This is a genomic window from Asaia sp. As-1742 (assembly GCF_011753235.1).
GTDB lineage: Bacteria > Pseudomonadota > Alphaproteobacteria > Acetobacterales > Acetobacteraceae > Asaia > Asaia bogorensis_B.
Genome location: NZ_VWWA01000010.1, coordinates 71,475 through 88,202, shown reverse-complemented (window position 1 = coordinate 88,202; position 16,728 = coordinate 71,475). Strand labels below are relative to the sequence as shown.

Annotated in this window: 14 protein-coding genes and 1 pseudogene; 7 read left to right on the top strand and 8 right to left on the bottom strand. The window is 59.8% G+C overall.

Annotated features, from left to right (window positions below; all coding sequences use genetic code 11):
* Positions 1-126, top strand: a pseudogene (locus tag F3J08_RS16980) (IS481 family transposase); the annotation flags it as partial.
* A 36-nt stretch (positions 127-162) separates the two neighbouring features.
* On the top strand, positions 163-1,095 hold the full coding sequence (locus tag F3J08_RS17230) for a TonB-dependent receptor domain-containing protein (protein WP_370458742.1): 933 nt from the start codon (positions 163-165) through the stop codon (positions 1,093-1,095).
* 213 nt (positions 1,096-1,308) lie between these two features.
* Here the strand turns inward: F3J08_RS17230 and F3J08_RS13515 are convergent, their stop codons facing one another.
* The 7 genes from F3J08_RS13515 to F3J08_RS13485 form a co-directional block, all read right to left on the bottom strand.
* Positions 1,309-2,043, bottom strand: coding sequence for a class II aldolase/adducin family protein (locus F3J08_RS13515; protein WP_166930628.1), 735 nt, complete (start codon positions 2,041-2,043; stop codon positions 1,309-1,311).
* The gene (locus tag F3J08_RS13510) at positions 2,040-3,074 is read right to left on the bottom strand and encodes an isopenicillin N synthase family oxygenase (protein WP_166930626.1); all 1,035 of its coding nucleotides are present in this window, start codon (positions 3,072-3,074) and stop codon (positions 2,040-2,042) included. Before F3J08_RS13510 ends, F3J08_RS13515 begins: the two co-directional genes overlap by 4 nt.
* Position 3,075: 1 nt before the next feature.
* Positions 3,076-3,951, bottom strand: coding sequence for a sugar phosphate isomerase/epimerase (locus F3J08_RS13505; protein WP_240149354.1), 876 nt, complete (start codon positions 3,949-3,951; stop codon positions 3,076-3,078).
* 12 nt (positions 3,952-3,963) lie between these two features.
* A complete protein-coding gene (locus F3J08_RS13500; protein ID WP_240149353.1) occupies positions 3,964-6,297 on the bottom strand; it encodes a TonB-dependent receptor in 2,334 nt (777 codons plus the stop codon).
* A 164-nt stretch (positions 6,298-6,461) separates the two neighbouring features.
* Positions 6,462-7,223: an amino acid ABC transporter ATP-binding protein gene (locus F3J08_RS13495; protein ID WP_122038618.1), complete on the bottom strand. Its 762-nt coding sequence runs from the start codon at positions 7,221-7,223 to the stop codon at positions 6,462-6,464.
* Positions 7,213-8,814 (bottom strand): ABC transporter substrate-binding protein/permease, encoded by a 1,602-nt coding sequence (locus tag F3J08_RS13490; protein WP_166930625.1) that lies wholly within the window; start codon positions 8,812-8,814, stop codon positions 7,213-7,215. Before F3J08_RS13490 ends, F3J08_RS13495 begins: the two co-directional genes overlap by 11 nt.
* Complete coding sequence (locus tag F3J08_RS13485) at positions 8,814-9,770, bottom strand: LysR family transcriptional regulator (RefSeq protein WP_166930624.1); 957 nt, start codon at positions 9,768-9,770, stop codon at positions 8,814-8,816. Before F3J08_RS13485 ends, F3J08_RS13490 begins: the two co-directional genes overlap by 1 nt.
* A 326-nt stretch (positions 9,771-10,096) precedes the next feature.
* On the opposite strand from F3J08_RS13485, the gene F3J08_RS13480 reads away from it, so the two are divergent.
* From F3J08_RS13480 to F3J08_RS13465, 4 genes are all read left to right on the top strand, one after another.
* Positions 10,097-10,963, top strand: a complete 867-nt coding sequence (locus F3J08_RS13480) for a dimethylarginine dimethylaminohydrolase family protein (protein ID WP_166930623.1) — start codon at positions 10,097-10,099, stop codon at positions 10,961-10,963.
* 44 nt (positions 10,964-11,007) lie between these two features.
* Entirely contained in the window at positions 11,008-11,958 is a 951-nt protein-coding gene (locus F3J08_RS13475) for a glyoxylate/hydroxypyruvate reductase A (RefSeq protein ID WP_166930622.1), read from the top strand.
* Between the two features lie 179 nt (positions 11,959-12,137).
* Positions 12,138-12,866 carry a glycosyltransferase family 25 protein gene (locus F3J08_RS13470; RefSeq protein ID WP_162922182.1) on the top strand — a complete coding sequence of 243 codons (729 nt, stop codon included), beginning with the start codon at positions 12,138-12,140 and terminating at the stop codon, positions 12,864-12,866.
* 129 nt (positions 12,867-12,995) lie between these two features.
* Positions 12,996-13,685, top strand: coding sequence for a hypothetical protein (locus F3J08_RS13465; RefSeq protein WP_166930621.1), 690 nt, complete (start codon positions 12,996-12,998; stop codon positions 13,683-13,685).
* Positions 13,686-13,742: 57 nt separating this feature from the next.
* On the opposite strand, the gene F3J08_RS13460 is transcribed toward F3J08_RS13465, so the two are convergent.
* The gene (locus F3J08_RS13460; RefSeq protein ID WP_240149352.1) at positions 13,743-14,582 is read right to left on the bottom strand and encodes a MurR/RpiR family transcriptional regulator; all 840 of its coding nucleotides are present in this window, start codon (positions 14,580-14,582) and stop codon (positions 13,743-13,745) included.
* Between the two features lie 213 nt (positions 14,583-14,795).
* Between F3J08_RS13460 and iolC the strand changes: the two genes are divergently transcribed.
* Complete coding sequence (gene iolC / locus F3J08_RS13455) at positions 14,796-16,721, top strand: 5-dehydro-2-deoxygluconokinase (RefSeq protein ID WP_166930619.1); 1,926 nt, start codon at positions 14,796-14,798, stop codon at positions 16,719-16,721.
* Positions 16,722-16,728 lie beyond the last annotated feature (7 nt).

Sequence of the window (16,728 nt, the reverse complement as noted above, 5' to 3'; positions counted from 1 at the left end):
TATAATTTCGCACGTCGACTGAAGACGCTCCGGGGCCTCACGCCATACGAATTCGTTTGCCAGCAATGGCAGCACGAGCCATCAAGATTCACGCAAAACCCGCACCATCAAAACCCGGGACCAAACACCTACACCACCTACACGCCCAACAATGCCAACTTCATCAGCCAGCATCTGAACGCCAACGGTACGCCCAACAACTACGCGCAGAACTACTATATCGGCTCCAACACGGCCGGTAACCCGAACCTGCGCCCTGAGACGTCAACCAACTTCTCGGGTGGGCCGATCTTCCGTCCGACCCGCTGGCTGACCCTGATGGCGGATTACTATTATATCCGCAAGAATCACTACATTGCGCCTAACCCGGTTGGCACCACCAACGTGGCCAATGCCTATCTCGCAGGCGAAGCCCTGCCGACCGGTGTGACGGTTACCCCGGATATCGCCGATCCGCAGAACCCCAGCGGTCAGCTGCGCCCCGGCATCATCAATCTGGGCTACGTCAACACGAACAAGCTCGTGACTGACGGTTTCGACCTGTCCTTCGAAGCCAACACGCAGCTTCCCGGCGTGTTTCATGAAGTCCACTGGTACAGCAAGGGCACAGCGACCTTCGTTCGTCGCATGAACCTGACCAATCCGGATGGCTCGGTCTATCGCTATGCCGGAACGCTTGGGCCGTATGGTGCGGTTTCTGCCTCGGGAACGCCCCGCTGGCGCGCCAACTGGTCCAATACGCTGTCATGGCGCAAGCTGGCTGTCACGCCGACGGTCTATTACACCAGCGGCTATCGCACGACGGCTGAAGACCAGACCGGATCTGGCACGGCAGGCAATTGCGCGGACGCGCTTCAGTCGAGCAGCTTCGTTCCGCTGGGCCAGTGCAAGGTCAAGGGCTTCTGGGATGTCGACCTGACGGTGAACTATCAGTTCAACCGCCGTTGGAGCGCCTATGCCAACGTCTACAACCTGCTTGGCTTCAAATCGCCTTACGATTTCGGAACCTATGGCGGTTACCTCTACAACTCGTCCTGGACCCAGAACGGTGTCGTTCTTCGCTCCTTCCAGTTCGGCGTGAAGGTCGTTCTCTGATCCTCTCGCTCGTCTGATATGAAAAACCCTCCGGGCTTCGCGGCCCGGAGGGTTTTTTACGTTCAGGGCCGCCCTCACTCAGGCTCCGGGCGCCCGGCCCGGATAAGAGCCATGGGAAGCGCCCCATGGAATAGGCTTCCGGATGGGCGTCTTGTAAGCGCGACCAGCTTCCGAGCGGTTGCCTCATGCCCTGCCAAGGGCGCGTTCCCTGACTCAGTTCTTGTAATCCGGCTGCTCACGATCCAGCTTGCGGCGCAGGGCCTTCCAGATCATCTGGCCCTGATCGGGGTCTGTCTCGAATTGCTGGCGCGCGCGCAACACCTCGGCCTCGCTCGGGCAATGCAGCCTGGCCCCGGTCGATTGCGCGGCCAGCTGCACGCGGCAGGCCTGTTCAAGATAATACATGCGGTAAAAGGCCTGAGCCACGGTGCTGCCAATGGTCAGCAGGCCGTGATTTTGCAGAATCAGCCCCATATGGTTGCCCAGATCGCGCACCAGACGCTCGCGCTCGCTCAGATTGTCGTCTGCCGCAATGCCCTCATAGGGGTGAAAGCCGATGCGCCCGTAAAACTCCATATTGATCTGGTTCAGGGGCAGGATACCCTCTTCCTGCGCGGCAATGGCCATGCCCGCGAGCGTGTGGCTGTGCATCACGCAGTCTGCCTCGGGATGGGCCCGGTGCACGGCGGAATGGATCACGAACCCAGCCGGATTGACCGGCCAGCTTGTCTCCTGCTGGGGGTGCCCTTCGGAATCCACCACCACGAGCGAGCTTGCCGTGATCTCCTCGAAAAGCAGCCCGTAGGGATTGACCAGAAAGCGATGCCCCTCGCCGGGCAAACGCACGGAGAGATGGGTGTAGACCATGTCGGTAAGGCCGAAATGCGCGTAGAGCCGATAGGCGGCGGCCAGTTCCTCGCGCAATTCCTTCTCGGTCCGGGCGGTCATGCGGTCACTCCCGTCTTGCTGAAATGCCCGAATGTATTTGTACGTCGTGTTCCCTCAGGCAAGGCAATTTCACCGCGCTCGCGTTTGGCGATGAGGTAGGAATAGGTCTGCATGGCCTGCGCCCACATGTGATCGCCAATCTTCACGGCTTCATAGGCCGTGTCGCCCTTCTCGAAAGCGGGAAGGGGGCGTATTTCGTGATGATAATCGCAGGCATAGAAAAGCGGGAAGGAATAGCGTTCCTCCTTCACGCTCCGGACCCTATGCGCAGTGGCGACAAAAGCCCCCGCCGTCATCATTTCGAGCATATCGCCGATATTGACCACGAAACTACCCGGAATGGGCGGTGCGTCGATCCACTCACCCTTGCCGTTCAACACTTCCAGACCCGGCTGATCGGCCAGCAGGATGGTAAAGCACTCATAATCGGTATGCGCGCCAATGCCCGGTGCGTCATGAGCCTCACCATCGAAGGGATAATGGATCATGCGCAGCTTCGAGGGGGGAAATTGCGCCACATCGTCGAAACTATGTTCATCGAGCCCCAGCGCGAGGGCGAAACCACGAAACAACACGCGTCCCAACTCGAAAACGGCCTTGTAGTAGGCGCTTGCCCGCTCGCGAAACAGCGGGATGTCGGGCCAGTCATTGGGACCGAGCAGCGGCGTTCCGGCCTGGACCAGAGGGTGATCGGCAGGAACCTCATAGCCGATATCGAAGGCTTCCTTATGGTCGGGGCGGGATTTGTTGTAGATTTCCTCCCCTTCCGGAACGAAGCCCTTATGCGAGGCGGAACTGCCAATATAGCGCTTCATTTTCTCCTCCAGAGGCTGGGAGAAGAAATCCTTCGCGGCCTGGCGCAGATCGATGATGAGTTCGGGCGCGACGCGATGGCCGGCAATATAGAAAAACCCGATCCTGCTGGCCGCTTCGTGCAGCGCCGCCGCCACTTTCTGACGATCGGCCTTGTCTGCCGAATACAGCCCGGCAATGTCGATTACCGGAATGGACGTGAACGTCTCTTCTGTCATGTCAGGACTCTCCTGCTGAAGCGGGGAAGCACCCCGCAAAGGATCTGACCTGATCCTGCCTGAGCCAGTCATTCATGGCATGGCGGTCGGCAAGGGGCAGATCGGTGAAGGGCAAGGTATGGGTGTAGCCATCGGGGCCACATTCCGGTGTCAGCGTTGTGACATCGTAACCCCGCGCGCGCTGAGACACCCAGATTCGGCGCCAGAAATCGCGGTGAAAATCGAGTGCGGCGCGATTTTCAGGTGCCGCCGGATGCGAAACCTGCGGTCCCTGATCATAGCCCACGCGTGCCTGAACGTGATGCACACGCGCGATGAATTTACTGAAATCATCGCAGGGGTCATCGAGCAGTCTTTCGCAGCCTACGACCCAATGGCTGATATCGGTGGTAAAAAGCGCCTCAGGTATCTGCGCGAGAACATCGAGCGTCATCCAGGGCGTGGCGCAGAGCCGGGCACGATGGGTCTCGAAGCTGAGCGTCAGCCCGTGCTTCTGCCCCAGATTCACTGCACGACCGATGAATTCGGCCTGAAGCGCAGCATTCCAGCGATCATTGCCGCCCAGCACGTTTACGAAGCGGGGGGAGAGGAGCGCGGCCCGCCCGAGGGTCTCATCCAGATCGGCCAGATGGTCGTCCAGCGTCGCGCTCTGGCGGGGGATGACCCCGCCGCCGGTCAGGGCAATGGCGATATAGGGGCAATCCGTGTCGCGCAGGGCCGTGCGGCAGGCAGCGAGGTTTTCCGGCTCCGGGATACGCGCCTCGATTCCGTCATAACCCCGACGATGGGCATCGGCGATGGCCTCACCCCAGGGGCGTGTATCGCCCCAGAGTGTCAGGAAGCTGTCGAGGCGCATCGGCGTGTCGTCTCCCGTCATGCTTGTGTCGGATCAGAAATTATAGCGCAGATCGCAGCCGATCCAGCGTGGCGTCTGAAGGAACTGCACGCGGGAATTATCCGAGCCTGTGAAGGAGTAGGTGTTGCCGTGCTTGTTGAGCATGTTGTCGACATACACGGCAGCGGTCCATTTGCCGGTTTTGGGCCCCACTTCCATGCGCATTCCGAACGAGCTGATCTTGTCGGTCACGCCATTGGGGTCACCCAGGGCCACCAGCATATTGTCTTTCCAGGTGTAGCTGGTCTGGAGCGTCATACGATAGGCGCGCGGCAGGTCGATGCCATAACGTGCCACCGCATTCCATGAAAAGCGCGGGGCAAAAGGCAGCACCGAATGAGCGGTGACCGAGGAAAGCAGCGGCAGACCGCCGATATCATTGACCGCATTGGTGGCCTGCGCATCGAGATAGGCAAAGGAGCCGCGCAGATCGAGATTGGGGATCAGATCATGCAATGTGCTCGACAATTCGCCGCCGCGGGTACGGGCACGGGGGATAGGCCCAAGGCTGAGCGAGGTGATGTTCATGGGCATTTCAGCCACGAACAGCGTCTGGCGGTTGTGATATTCGTAGTCGAACAGCGCGCCTTCGATCTGCACATGGTTGTGCAGCAGGCTTGTCTTGGCGCCGACTTCGTAAGCGATCATGTTTTCAGGACGCACATAATCAAGCGCCTGAGGGGCAGAGACAGGGGCCGCAAAATAGGCGCCTGCCTTGTAGCCGTTGGAGATGGTGGCATAGACCTGTGTGCCGGGCATGATGGTGTAACGCAGCCCCACGCGCCCTGTCAGGCGGGCATAGGAATGGGTGGTGTCGAGGCGCGAGAGATAGGCACCCTTGCTCGTCAGCGCGCCGGCATCGTCAATCGTGCCGCCATTGAAGCCACGATCATCCCAGGAGAAACGGCCCGAGGCGATGAAATCGAGGTTACGCAGCACATTGGTGACCGTGTTGATATAGAGCCCGGTCGAGACATTCTGCTGCACGAAGCGATCCGTCAGATTGCCATTGGGCACGCCGAGCAGAAAGGAGCGGTAACTCGTATAGGCCCCGTTGATCTTGTCCCAGGATTCGTAGACGCCCACCGTCAGGTGGAAGCGCTTTGCCAGATCCATCCTGAGATGCATGTCATGGGACTGGGCGAGGGACGTGTCGTTCCAGTGATAATCACCGACGTTAATTGATTCGCCATCGTAATTATCATAATCGCTGCGACGGAAGGCGTCGAACGCAGTGGTCGAGACGAACTGCCCCCAGTTGAAATCATGGGTGTAATTGATCGAGACGCCGCCGCCATTCTCGTTGCGGCCCACACGGTTCGTGCCCACATTGACCGCGTTATAGGCGGCGTTCGGCCCCACACCCACCGTTCCGGTCGGAAAGCCGTTGACCGCATCGCCATCCGTATCCTGCGGCGACATCGAAATACCCTTGTCGCGCGTATAGTGGATGTTCAACAGCAGGCTCGAACGGTCATCGATCAGAAAGCGCGTGAGATTGCGCAAGCCCAGCTGATCCTGCGAGCCATAGCGTTTGTTGGTGTGGATATCGCGCTGCCAGCCATCACCATTGATATAGGAAAAGGCGGTGCGGTTCTGGATACGGTCGGTAATCGGCACATTGACGGCTGCGCTCGCCGTGTTGGTGCCGTAGCTGCTATAGCCCCAATCGACATAGCCGCCGAATTTGTCATCGGGCTTGACCGTCTCGACCGCAATATTCCCGCCCGTGGAGCTGCGCCCGTAATCGAAACCCTGCGGCCCCTTCTCCACGGCGACGGACTGGGTGTCGAACATCTGCCCCGTATAGAACACGGGATAGGGGGCAAAGACGCCGTCCTGATAGATGCCGATCCCGCCCATGTTGTTGCCGGTATAGTCATCAAGCCCGATGCCTCGGATCGAGAAGACAGGCGTGCTGCCAGACGTCGCATTCACGGCGGTAAGGCCCGGCGTATAGGCGGCAATGTCCTTGGGGCTGGTGATGTGCAGTTCCTGCAACTCGCGGCCACTCAGCACATTGACCGTGGCCGCCGTTGTCAGGAAGCGCTGAGCGCGTGATCCCGTGACCTGAATGGCCTCCGGATCGGAATGGGGTGCTGCATGGCGCCGGGCATGGGTGCTGCTGCGCGGCGTATGGGTGGCGCGGGAAGGGGCAGCGCCATGAAGGGGATGATTGGGTGTCGTGGTGTACGGGCTTGTTGCTGCATGGGCCACACCGCCCATACAGGACCCGTCCAATCCCGAGCCAACCAGAACGATCCCGGCAGAGAGCGAAAGCGCCGTGCTGGTGAGGCGGCGAAATCCTTTGGGCAGGCGCGTCATCATGAAAAGGACTCCCGTCAGTGGCTTCCCTGTCATTGAAGAGGCGAAACGACCTCCTGTTCGATTGAAAAAAACCAAACCTCACTTTGTCAGATCGTTACCCATATCGCGTCATTCATGGAATTTATGGCAAATCTTCCGGGATCACGCGCCTTGAGACGCCTTTGTCACGTGTGGTGAATCATCTGGTCCAGAAACTGGCGCGCACGGGCCGTATCGGGTGCCGTGAAAAACTTCTCCGGGGGGGAAGCCTCCAGCACGACGCCCTTGTCCATGAACACTACGCGGTCGGCAATATGGCGCGCAAACCCCATTTCATGCGTGACGCAGATTGTGGTGATGCGTCGCTCAGCCAGGGCGTTGATAATGCTGATCACACCCTTGATGGCTTCCGGGTCCAGAGCCGCAGTAGGTTCGTCGAAGAGAATGACATCGGGCGCCATGCACAGGGCGCGGGCAATCGCGACACGCTGCTGCTGGCCTCCTGAAAGCTGTATCGGGTATTTATCAGCCTGTTCGCCGATACCCACCTGCTCCAGATAGCCCCGGGCGAGCGATTCCGTTGCATCGCGATGGGCCTTGCGGACAAGACGCGGGGCGAGTGTGCAGTTTTCCAGCACGGTGAGATGCGGAAAGAGATTATAATTCTGGAACACCATCCCCACCGCTCCGCGTAACAGGGGCAGGCTTGTCTTGTTGTCGATCACCTCACCATCGATCATGAGCACCCCGCTATCATGGGGCTCGATACGGTTCAGCGTGCGGATAAAGGTCGATTTCCCTGATCCTGATGGCCCCAGAACGACAATTTTCTCGCCATGATCGATATCGAGGCTCACCCGGTCCAGCGCGAGAAACTCGCCATAGAATTTGCTGAGCTTGCGCAGGCTGAGGGCGCAATCGGGGTTGGGGGGCAGATTATGCAACATGGTTTGATGTCTCCGCCTCTGCGGTACCAGCCGCCGCTCTGTCTGCGGGGTTTTCCGTGGTCATGCCGGGTCTGGCGGCGCTGCCGGCGCGACTTGCCCAGACAAACCGTGTTTCGATGCGTTTTTGCAGGTGCAGGAAGGCAAACACCATCACAAGATAATAGACCAGCGCCGCAGCGTAATATTCGGTAAACTCGAAGCTGCGCGCCACCTGGACCTGCGTGATGAACAGCAGTTCCTGCAGGGAGATGACCGAAGCCAGCGAGGTTGTCTTGAGCAGCGAAATGAATTCATTGATGGTGGGCGGCAGTGCTACGCGCAGGGCCTGGGGGAAGATCACATGGCGGTAGATCTGTGCCTGACTCATGCCCAGTGCCTGCCCCCCTGCCAGCTGTCCGGGGTCGATAGCGCTCAGAGCCGCCCGATTGATCTCAACCTGGTAGGCCGACTCATTGATCGACAGGCAGATCCATGTGGCCAGAAAAGGCGAGAACCAGCTCTCGCGAAATACCGGAAAGAATTGCGGCAGGGCATTCCAGATGAAAAGAAGCTGCAGCAATGTCGGCGCACCACGAAAAATAGCGACATAGGCCCGAAGGAAAGGATGCCAGAGTGAGCGCGGGGCATTGAGTTTTAAAGCAATGGGAATGGAAATGACGATGGCCGCCGCATGAGAGGCGAGCGCAATCGCCAGCGTCATGACGGCGCCCTTGAGGAACGCCATCGAAAAAAGGGCTGAGAAAAACGTGGTTGTGTTGAAGCGCGGTCTTTCACTCTGCACACCGAGCGCCGCCCGTGCAGCCGGGCCGACATTCCATTTTTTCTCAAGGGCTGCGATCTTGCCCTGCTGCTTCAGCGTGGCGATGGCCCCATCCAGCAGCGCCTTGTCCTGCCCGGTGCGGCGCAGATAAATCGCAAATTCGGAATAGCCCGGCAAGGAAGGGGTGAAGATGACATGCAGCTTGCTGCCCAGCTGGGCCTGTCGATAGAAAAGCTCGACATCCTGACTCAGAAAATTCTGTGACCGTCCAACCAGAACCTGCTGCACCACCTGATCTTCGCTCGGATATTGCTGAAGCATGATCGGGGCCTTGCCACGTGCAGCCAGACCCTGGTTGATTTCCTCGATACGGGCGGCATAGCTCGTGCCTGATTCAACAGCGAGGCTCTGCCCCGCAAGGGCGTCGAAACTGCTCACCGGAGCGATCTGGGTGGGGGCCACCACAACCGGCGAGGTTTCGAGATAGGCAACCGCATCAAACAGCCGCTCGCGGGACGCCTGTTTGAGCACCCCGCTCATGACCAGACTGCACCGCCCCGCCCCGAGGCTCGGGAAAAGCCCTGTGAAATCCATCGTCTCGAACTGAACGGGGACATGCCAATAGGCGCCCAGCTCACGGGCCAGCGCGATATCAAACCCGTCCAGCGCAGAAAGATCTGCCCCGTTGACGAATGTCATGGGGGGCAGGGTCGGATTGGTGCAGATACGCAGCGTTCCGTTTTCGATGAAGGCCGGGCGGTCCTGGGCAAAGCCGGAGGCGGGTTCGAGGAGCGCGACCAGCAGCGCAAGGCAGGCGAAGAGGCGGCGCATCAGCATGTTTCTTCCAGAATGGCGCGGAAGGTTTCGGCCATGAGCCCGTTCTCCGGGGTGGGACGTATCAGGAAGTAGAAATGATTCACCAGATGCAGGTCATTGAACACGATATGGCGCAGCCTGTCCTGCTGGACCATCTGCGTCACGAACAGCTCGGGCAGAAAACCGACATACATGCCCGACAGGATCAGCAGCGCGCGTGAGTCGATATTATCGGCGCGTGCCGCAAAATTCATGGAAGGCCGCAGCTCATCCCATCGCGGGGAAGATGCGGCATCGCTGACACTGATCATACGTGCCTCGGCGAGGGCGGCGATATCGATCGTGTCTTCCGGGCGGTCAAAAAGCGGATGGCGGGCGCCGCAGTAAAGATTGGACCGTTCGCTGAAGAGGGCGGTTGCTTCCATTTCGGGCTGCTGGTGCGGATAGAGCGTAATCCCGGCCGTTGCCGTCCCGTTACGCACGGCAAATTCCACATCGCGTGTCGAGGCCGAGCGCACATCCATCTCGACCGCAGGATAGCGGCTGGTAAAGATCTGGATGGCCCGCAACAGGGCAGTTTCGCCATGAAACTGGATATTGTCGGGCAGATAGAGGCAGAACCGCCCCGAGAGCGTTCCGCTGACATCATTGATGCGCTGCTGGAACAGATCGATATCGGTAAAGAGGCGCGTCGTAGCATCGAGTACCCCCTGGCCCTCATTCGTCAGGGCAAAACCTGCGCGTCCACGGTGGCACAACACCATGCTCAGCCGGTTTTCAAGGGCGGCAATGTCAATGCTGATCGAGGATTTGCTCTTGCCCAGCGCCAGTTCCGCCGCAGCGAAACCACCATGCTGGGCCACGCAGGCAAAGACACGCAGCAGGCGCAGATCTACCTCGGCGATACGCCCCTGAAACCCGCTGGCGCGAGGTGGGCGTCGTGGCGTGGCATTGGGGCGGATACGTGACAAAGGCGGGAATCCTGCTTCAGCAAACACGTGATGATATCTCCCCTTGCGACACGATCAACCGTTCATCTGCCAGCCTTCTGTCGGGCTTTGGCAAAAGCCGGGTCGGTTACAGGGAGTATGCCGGGTGGGGCGCAGGCGATAATTTATGAAACGCCAAACCAAACTCCATCTCATTGTAATTGAGAAATGATCCGGCGGCTTCTAGCCTCACTCATACCTGACGGGCGTTGATGGCCTGCCAGATGCCTCAACGGGCCTTGCGTCAGGCAGGGTCGCAGCCGGCAGAACCTGCCCCGCCGGGTCTGCCTTCAACAGGAGCGCCGTGCATGACTGCCAATCGCTGGTTCATTGATAGCGAAACCGGAACATTGTCGGATGTGCTGCTCTGCCCGCCTGATTTCTACACCTGGAACCCGAGCAACGATATCGCCATACGCACCCTTGCCACGGGTGCACGTCCGGACCCGGCAAAGCTGAAAGCGCAATTTGCCGGGCTGGTACACGTGCTGGAAGAGGCTGGCGTTCATTGCCATTTCCTCACCCCGCGGGAGGGCCAGCCCTATCAGGTCTATACACGCGATTCGTCGCAAACGACCCCATGGGGTACGGTCGTCACGCGCCTGATGCGCCCCGAACGCCAGCCCGAGCAGGAGGGTATCGAGGCTTTTTACGCCGAAGATGAGATTACCGGATACTGCACCGAGGGTTATGTCGAGGGGGGTGATATCCATATCATTCGCCCCGGCCTGGTTGTGGTGGGTGTCAGTGGCGGCCGTACAACCGTCGAGGGGGCACAGGCTTTTCTGAAACCTTTCGAGGCGGCAGGCTGGACATGCCGCATGGTCCATTTTCCCGAGCATTTCCTGCATCTGGATGTGATTTTTACGATGGTGACTGAAGGGCTCGCCATTGGCGTCACGGATGTGCTGGAGGATGAAGACCTTGCCTGGTTCGAGGCGCGGGGCATCCGTATCCTTCCCGTAACCTACAAGGAGGCCATGCGCGATATGGCGTGCAATGTGCTGGCGCTGGGTGAGGGGCGGGTGGTGAGCCCCCGACATTCGCGCCGCGTCAACGCCATGTTGCGCGATCATGGTCTGACCGTGCTCGAGCCTGAACTCGACGAGTTCTCACAAGGCGGTGGCAGCATACACTGCATGACGATGCCGCTCAGACGTGCCAGTCTGGCCTGACGACACGGCATCATGTTCCTTGGTGCAGGCAGGAGAGCGTAGTCATGGCACCACGTCTGATCATCAGTGCTGATGGGCCGGAAGCCTTTGCAGGCTGGCGCGATTCCTTTGCCACCCATGCGCCCGATATCAAGATCCTGTCCTGGTTCGATCCTGCCACGCCCCGTGATGCGGCGCAGTATGCGCTGGTCTGGGAGGCCGATGACAACGATCTGCGCGCCATGGGGCATCTGCGCGGTATCCTGTGCACGGGCGCAGGCGTCAATCACCTCGTCAGGAGTCCAGCCTTTCCCCGTCATGTGTCGCTCGTGCGCATGGGGGGTGGCGATACGGCGCGGCTGATGGCCGATTATGTTTTATGGGCGTGCATGACCCTTTTGCGCGACGCCCGGACATGGGCCGTGCAGCAGGCCCGGCATGAATGGGCGCGCAATCTGGTCTCTCGTACTAGCGCCAATACCCGTGTCGCTGTGCTTGGTTATGGGCAGATCGGGGCGGTGGTGGCGCAAAGCCTTGCACGTGCCGGATTTGAAGTCTGCGCCTGGCGTCGCTCGCAAGGGGAAACCGCAGACGGGCCTGTCAGTCTTTTCAGCGGGTCGCAAGGGCTTGAGCACGTTCTCGGTCAGGCCGATCTGCTGGTCAATCTCCTGCCCAGCACACCCCAGACACGACACCTCCTGAACGAGGCAACCCTCACGCAATTGCCGCACGGTGCAGGGCTTATCAATGTCGGTCGTGGCGATCATCTGGTAGAGGCCGATCTGCTGGCCCTGCTGGATGCGGGGCATCTCTGCGGTGCCGTGCTGGACGTGGTGGCCGAGGAGCCCCTGTCTCCGCATTCGCCCCTATGGGATCACCCGGCCATCACGCTGACTCCCCACGTGGCTTCCGAAGCCTCACGGGAGGAACAGGTTCGTTATGTGGCGGAGGTCATTCGTGAGATGGAACGCGGTGAAAACCCATCTCTCCTCTACGACCACCAGCGCGGGTACTGACTGCTGCACTCATGCTCGACTGGCTGATCTGCGCAAGCCCTGACGGGTATGTGGCTCTCCCCATGGGGCATCGGTCCGTGTGTGTTCCGGCATAGCGTTACCCCGGCGTTTTTCCCGTCGCCCGGCACTATGCTAGAATGGCTTTCCTGCAATGGGGGCAGGTATGGCAGGGGAGCACTATGCGCAGGGTCGTCATCAACAGGGCATGTGACACAGAGAGACTGCAGGCATTTCGGCTTGCCAATGCCCATATGCCCGGTATCGAACGCATAGAGGGCACAGAGGGGCGCGATATCCCGCTCGCCTCACTGGTCGAGCGTGGCATGGCCGATGCCGGACTGGTCTATAAGCCAGGCGCCATAGGGGCAGCCCTGTCCCATCTGGGATTGTGGAGCCATGCAGCGCATCAGAACGAAGCGCTGATGATTTTCGAGGATGACGCCCTGTTATGCCGAAATTTCGAGGCGGAATCCGCGCGATTGATCGCGACACTCCCGCCTGAGTGGGACGTTGCCTTGCTGGGCTATAATTTCAATGCCCCGATCACGATCGACGCCCTGCCAGGCGTAACACGCAGCGTGATCACGTTTGATGAGCGGCGCATGCAGAAAAATGCTGCATCGTTTGGGGCTCAGGATTTTCAGAGCGTCGCCTATCGGTTGCTTCAGGCGTTCGGTCTCTGTGCCTATGTGGTGTCGCCCAAGGGCGCGCGTCGGCTGCTCGAATATTGCCTGCCGCTGCGGGCGCAGGAATATCAGCAACTCGGTCTGGATCGGATGGTACGTAACGTCGGTATCGATGTCGTGACGTCCTATTATTTTTCCCGGCTCGAGGCCTACGGTGCTTTTCCGCCCCTTGCTCTCTCGCCGAACGACAAGACGATCTCCACCATCAGCCCGCGTCTGTAGTTTTCAAATCCGTATGACAGCGTCATGCCTTTTTATGGGGTACGGCTGTAACCCTTTTCGTTTCTGCACCGAAGAGGCTGGCAGGCACGCACCCTTCTGGTGAGGGCCATCAAACGGAAAGCGGACAACATGCGAATTCTGGCTCTGGGCTCCTGCCTCGCTATCAGCCTACTGACCGTGCCTTGCGTGGCCATGGCCGGGACGCCCCAGCGTGTCAGGGGCGTCGTTACCTCGGTGGCTGCGGACAACGCCATGATCGATACCATCATGGGGCCGGTTACAGCCCAGCTGAGCACCAGAACCGGTTATGCAGGAGTCATAAAGGCGAGCCTGACTGACATCCATGCGCAGAGCTATATCGGCACGGCGGCTGTCCCGGCCTCCGATGGTCATCTGCGCGCACTTGAAGTCACCATATTCCCGGAAGCCATGCGCGGCACGGGCGAGGGAAGCTATCCCTGGGATCTTGGAAAATCGGGATCGATGACCAACGGTGCCGTCAGTTCCATGACGAACGGGACAGTGATGCCCGCTTCACATGCCAGTTCGATGACCAACGGCACGGTTGGTGCCATGCGCCCTGAGAGCGTTATGGGCTCTGGGCGTCAGATCACGGTAACATACAAGGGGGGATCGCAGATCGTGTCTCTGCCTTCGACCATACCGGTGGTCCGTCTGGAACCGGGTGACCGATCCCTGCTCGTGCCCGGTGCAAAGGTAGTGGTATTCGGCCCGGTTTCCGAGGACGGGCACGGTGGGAACAAGGTCGAGGCCATGCGTGTTGTGGTCGGTGAGGGAGGAATCAAGCCTCCCATGTAATGCGCCTGACAAGGCGGGTTTCGCTGCTCCGTCGCCGAGGGCATTGCGGGGCAGAGATCAGCCCCGGCGTTCGGCAATGGCGGCAGCAAGAGTTGAAACGAGCACCAGCGAGGCCGCATTGGAGCGAAATCCCTGAAAATCGGCTTCATGCACTTCCAGCCACAGGCCTGACTGCGGGATGACCGGGCTGGCTGCGCTGTCCGTCATGGCGATAACCGGCACATGGCGCGCCTCGAGCGCTTGAAACAGCTCGATCGTGCGGGGTGCGTAATCCGTATAGCTCAGCACCAGAGCTGCATCCTCTGGTCCGGCATGGGCAAAGCTTTCCTCTTCCATACCGGTTTCGAGCCCGATGATCTGATGGCGAATATCGAGCTTTGCCAGAAGATAGGACAGATAGCGTATGACCGGCATGGAACGGCGCAACCCCAGAAGATAGAGGCAGTTGGCCTGCGCCATGGTGGTGACAGCGGCCTCCAGCCGTTCAGGCAGCAAATGGGCCTGCAAGGCACGCAGGGAGTCATGCGCTGCCTCGTAAAATCCGTTGAAAATAACTGAGGCTTCAAGCGGTTCGCCATCGACGCGATGCAGCGCATTGACGCGCTCGCGATAGGTCACGTTGCGCACGCGCAAACGGTCACGAAAAACCGCCTGCATGTCCGAAAAGCCGCCAAAACCCAGCGTGCGGGCAAAACGCACGACGGTCGAGGGCTGCACGCCAGCCTGTCTTGCCAGGGAGCTGACCGTTCCGAGCGCCACTTCATCGGGATCCTCGGTCACGAAATCGGCAAGCTGGACCAGTCTCTTGGGAAGCTGCGCATAGCATTGGCGCAGGCGATGGTGGAACGCGTCAAAATCGGACTGGGTCGGCACGGCGTCTTCAGCAATATCGGTCAAGGCAAGGTGATCCGCAAAAGGGAATGGATATTCCATAGCAAAACCGGGCATCCGGGCGAAGTGTCCCGGTCGCTCATGACGCCCTTGCCACGCAGTTAATCACATCAGCGTGCGAAGTTAAAGAAAATTAGGGAATGTACGTTCTATGGCGTGACCAAGAACAGAATGTATGTTCTTATCATGCGCAACGTAACATGCTTGCAGGAGTCGGGGATGCGCGGACAGGATCTCGATATCATCGCCATAGGACGTTCCTCAGTCGATCTATACGGGCAGCAGATTGGTGGCCGGCTGGAAGATATGGCCAGTTTCAGCAAGGCAGTCGGTGGTTGCCCGGCCAATATCGCCATCGGCACATCGCGGCTCGGCCTGAAGTCGGCCATCATCACCCGTGTGGGTCATGAGCATTTCGGGCGCTTCATCACCGAGCAATTGCAGCGCGAGGGTGTGTGCACCGATGGCGTGCGCGTCGATCCCGATCGCTTTACGGCGCTCGCCATTCTGGGGGTGCGTGATCGTGAGAACTTCCCGCTTCTGTTCTATCGCACCGATTGCGCCGATGCAGCGCTGGACGAAAACGATATCGATCCCGCACTGATCGCCCGCGCCAAAGCAGTTGTCGTGACCGGTACGCATTTCTCGCGGCCGGCTTCGGCCAAGGCGCAGCGCAAGGCGATGGATCTTGTGCATGCGCATGGCGGCAAGGTGGTGTTCGATGTGGATTACCGCCCCAATCTGTGGGGTCTGGCCGGCATTGGCGATGGTGAGTCGCGCTATGTGAAATCCGAGAATGTCACGCGGCATCTCATGGAAATCCTGCCGGAATGCGATCTGATCGTCGGCACCGAGGAAGAGCTGCATATTGCAGGGGGCAGCGAGGATACGCTTGAGGCCATTCGGGCTATCCGGGCTGTTTCCAGTGGCACGATCGTCTGCAAGCGTGGCCCGATGGGATGCGTCGTGTTCGATGGCGCCATTCCCGACACGCTTGAAGACGGTATTTCGGGCCCCGGCTTTCCGGTTGAGGTCTATAATACACTCGGGGCGGGCGATGCCTTCATGTCAGGCTTCCTGCGCGGCTGGGTCAGGGGCGAGAAGATTGCCGAGTGCTGTCGCTTCGCCAATGCCTGCGGGGCCTTTGCTGTCTCGCGCCTTCTGTGCTCGTCGGAAATTCCGACATGGGAGGAACTGAGCTACTTCCTCGAAAAGGGCAGCAATGAGCGCGCCCTGCGTCGCGACACTGCCATCAATCACCTGCACTGGGTCACGACGCGCCGTCAGCAGACAACGCCCATCATGGCGCTTGCGTGCGACCACCGGTTGCAGCTTGAGGAAATTGCCACGGCGGTGGGAGCCTCATTCGACCGTATTCCCAAATTCAAGAAACTCGCTGTCGAGGCCGCAAAATCTGTCGCTCAGGGGCGTGCCGGTTTTGGTGTGTTCATGGATGGTCGCTACGGGCAGGATGCGTTGTTCGAGGCCTCTCATGCCGGGCTGTGGACTGCACGCCCCATCGAGAAAACCGGCTCGCGCCCGCTCGATTTCGAGTGCGGCGGGTCGCTTGGGGCGCATCTGGTGGAGTGGCCGAGTGAGCAGGTGATCAAGTGTCTGTGTTTCTATCATCCTGATGATCCTGAGGAACTGAAGCAGCGTCAGGAGCGCGAATTGATCCGGGCTCAGGATGCCTGCCGCAAGCTGGGGAAGGAAATCCTGATCGAGATCATTGCGGGCAAGAACGGTGCCCTCAATTCCGATACTGTGTCGTCCATCCTTTCGCGTCTTTACGATACCGGGCTGCGCCCTGACTGGTGGAAGCTTGAGGGTCAGCGCGACAGGAAGGCGTGGGAGAAAATCGGTGCTGTGATCGAGGCGCGCGATCCGCATTGCCGTGGCGTGGTCATTCTTGGCCTCGATGCGCCAGCCGAGGAACTGATGGAAGCCTTCGAGGCTTCTGCCGCGACGCCCTGGGTCAAGGGCTTTGCAATCGGTCGCACCATTTTCGCCCAGCCTGCCCGCGACTGGCTTGCCGGCAAGACAACCGACGACCAGGCCGTGGCCGAAATGGCGCGCCGGTTTCAGGCCTTCGTGACCGCCTGGGAGTCCCGCGATCAGGCGGTGCTCTCCGGGGCCAGTGCGTGACGTCAGG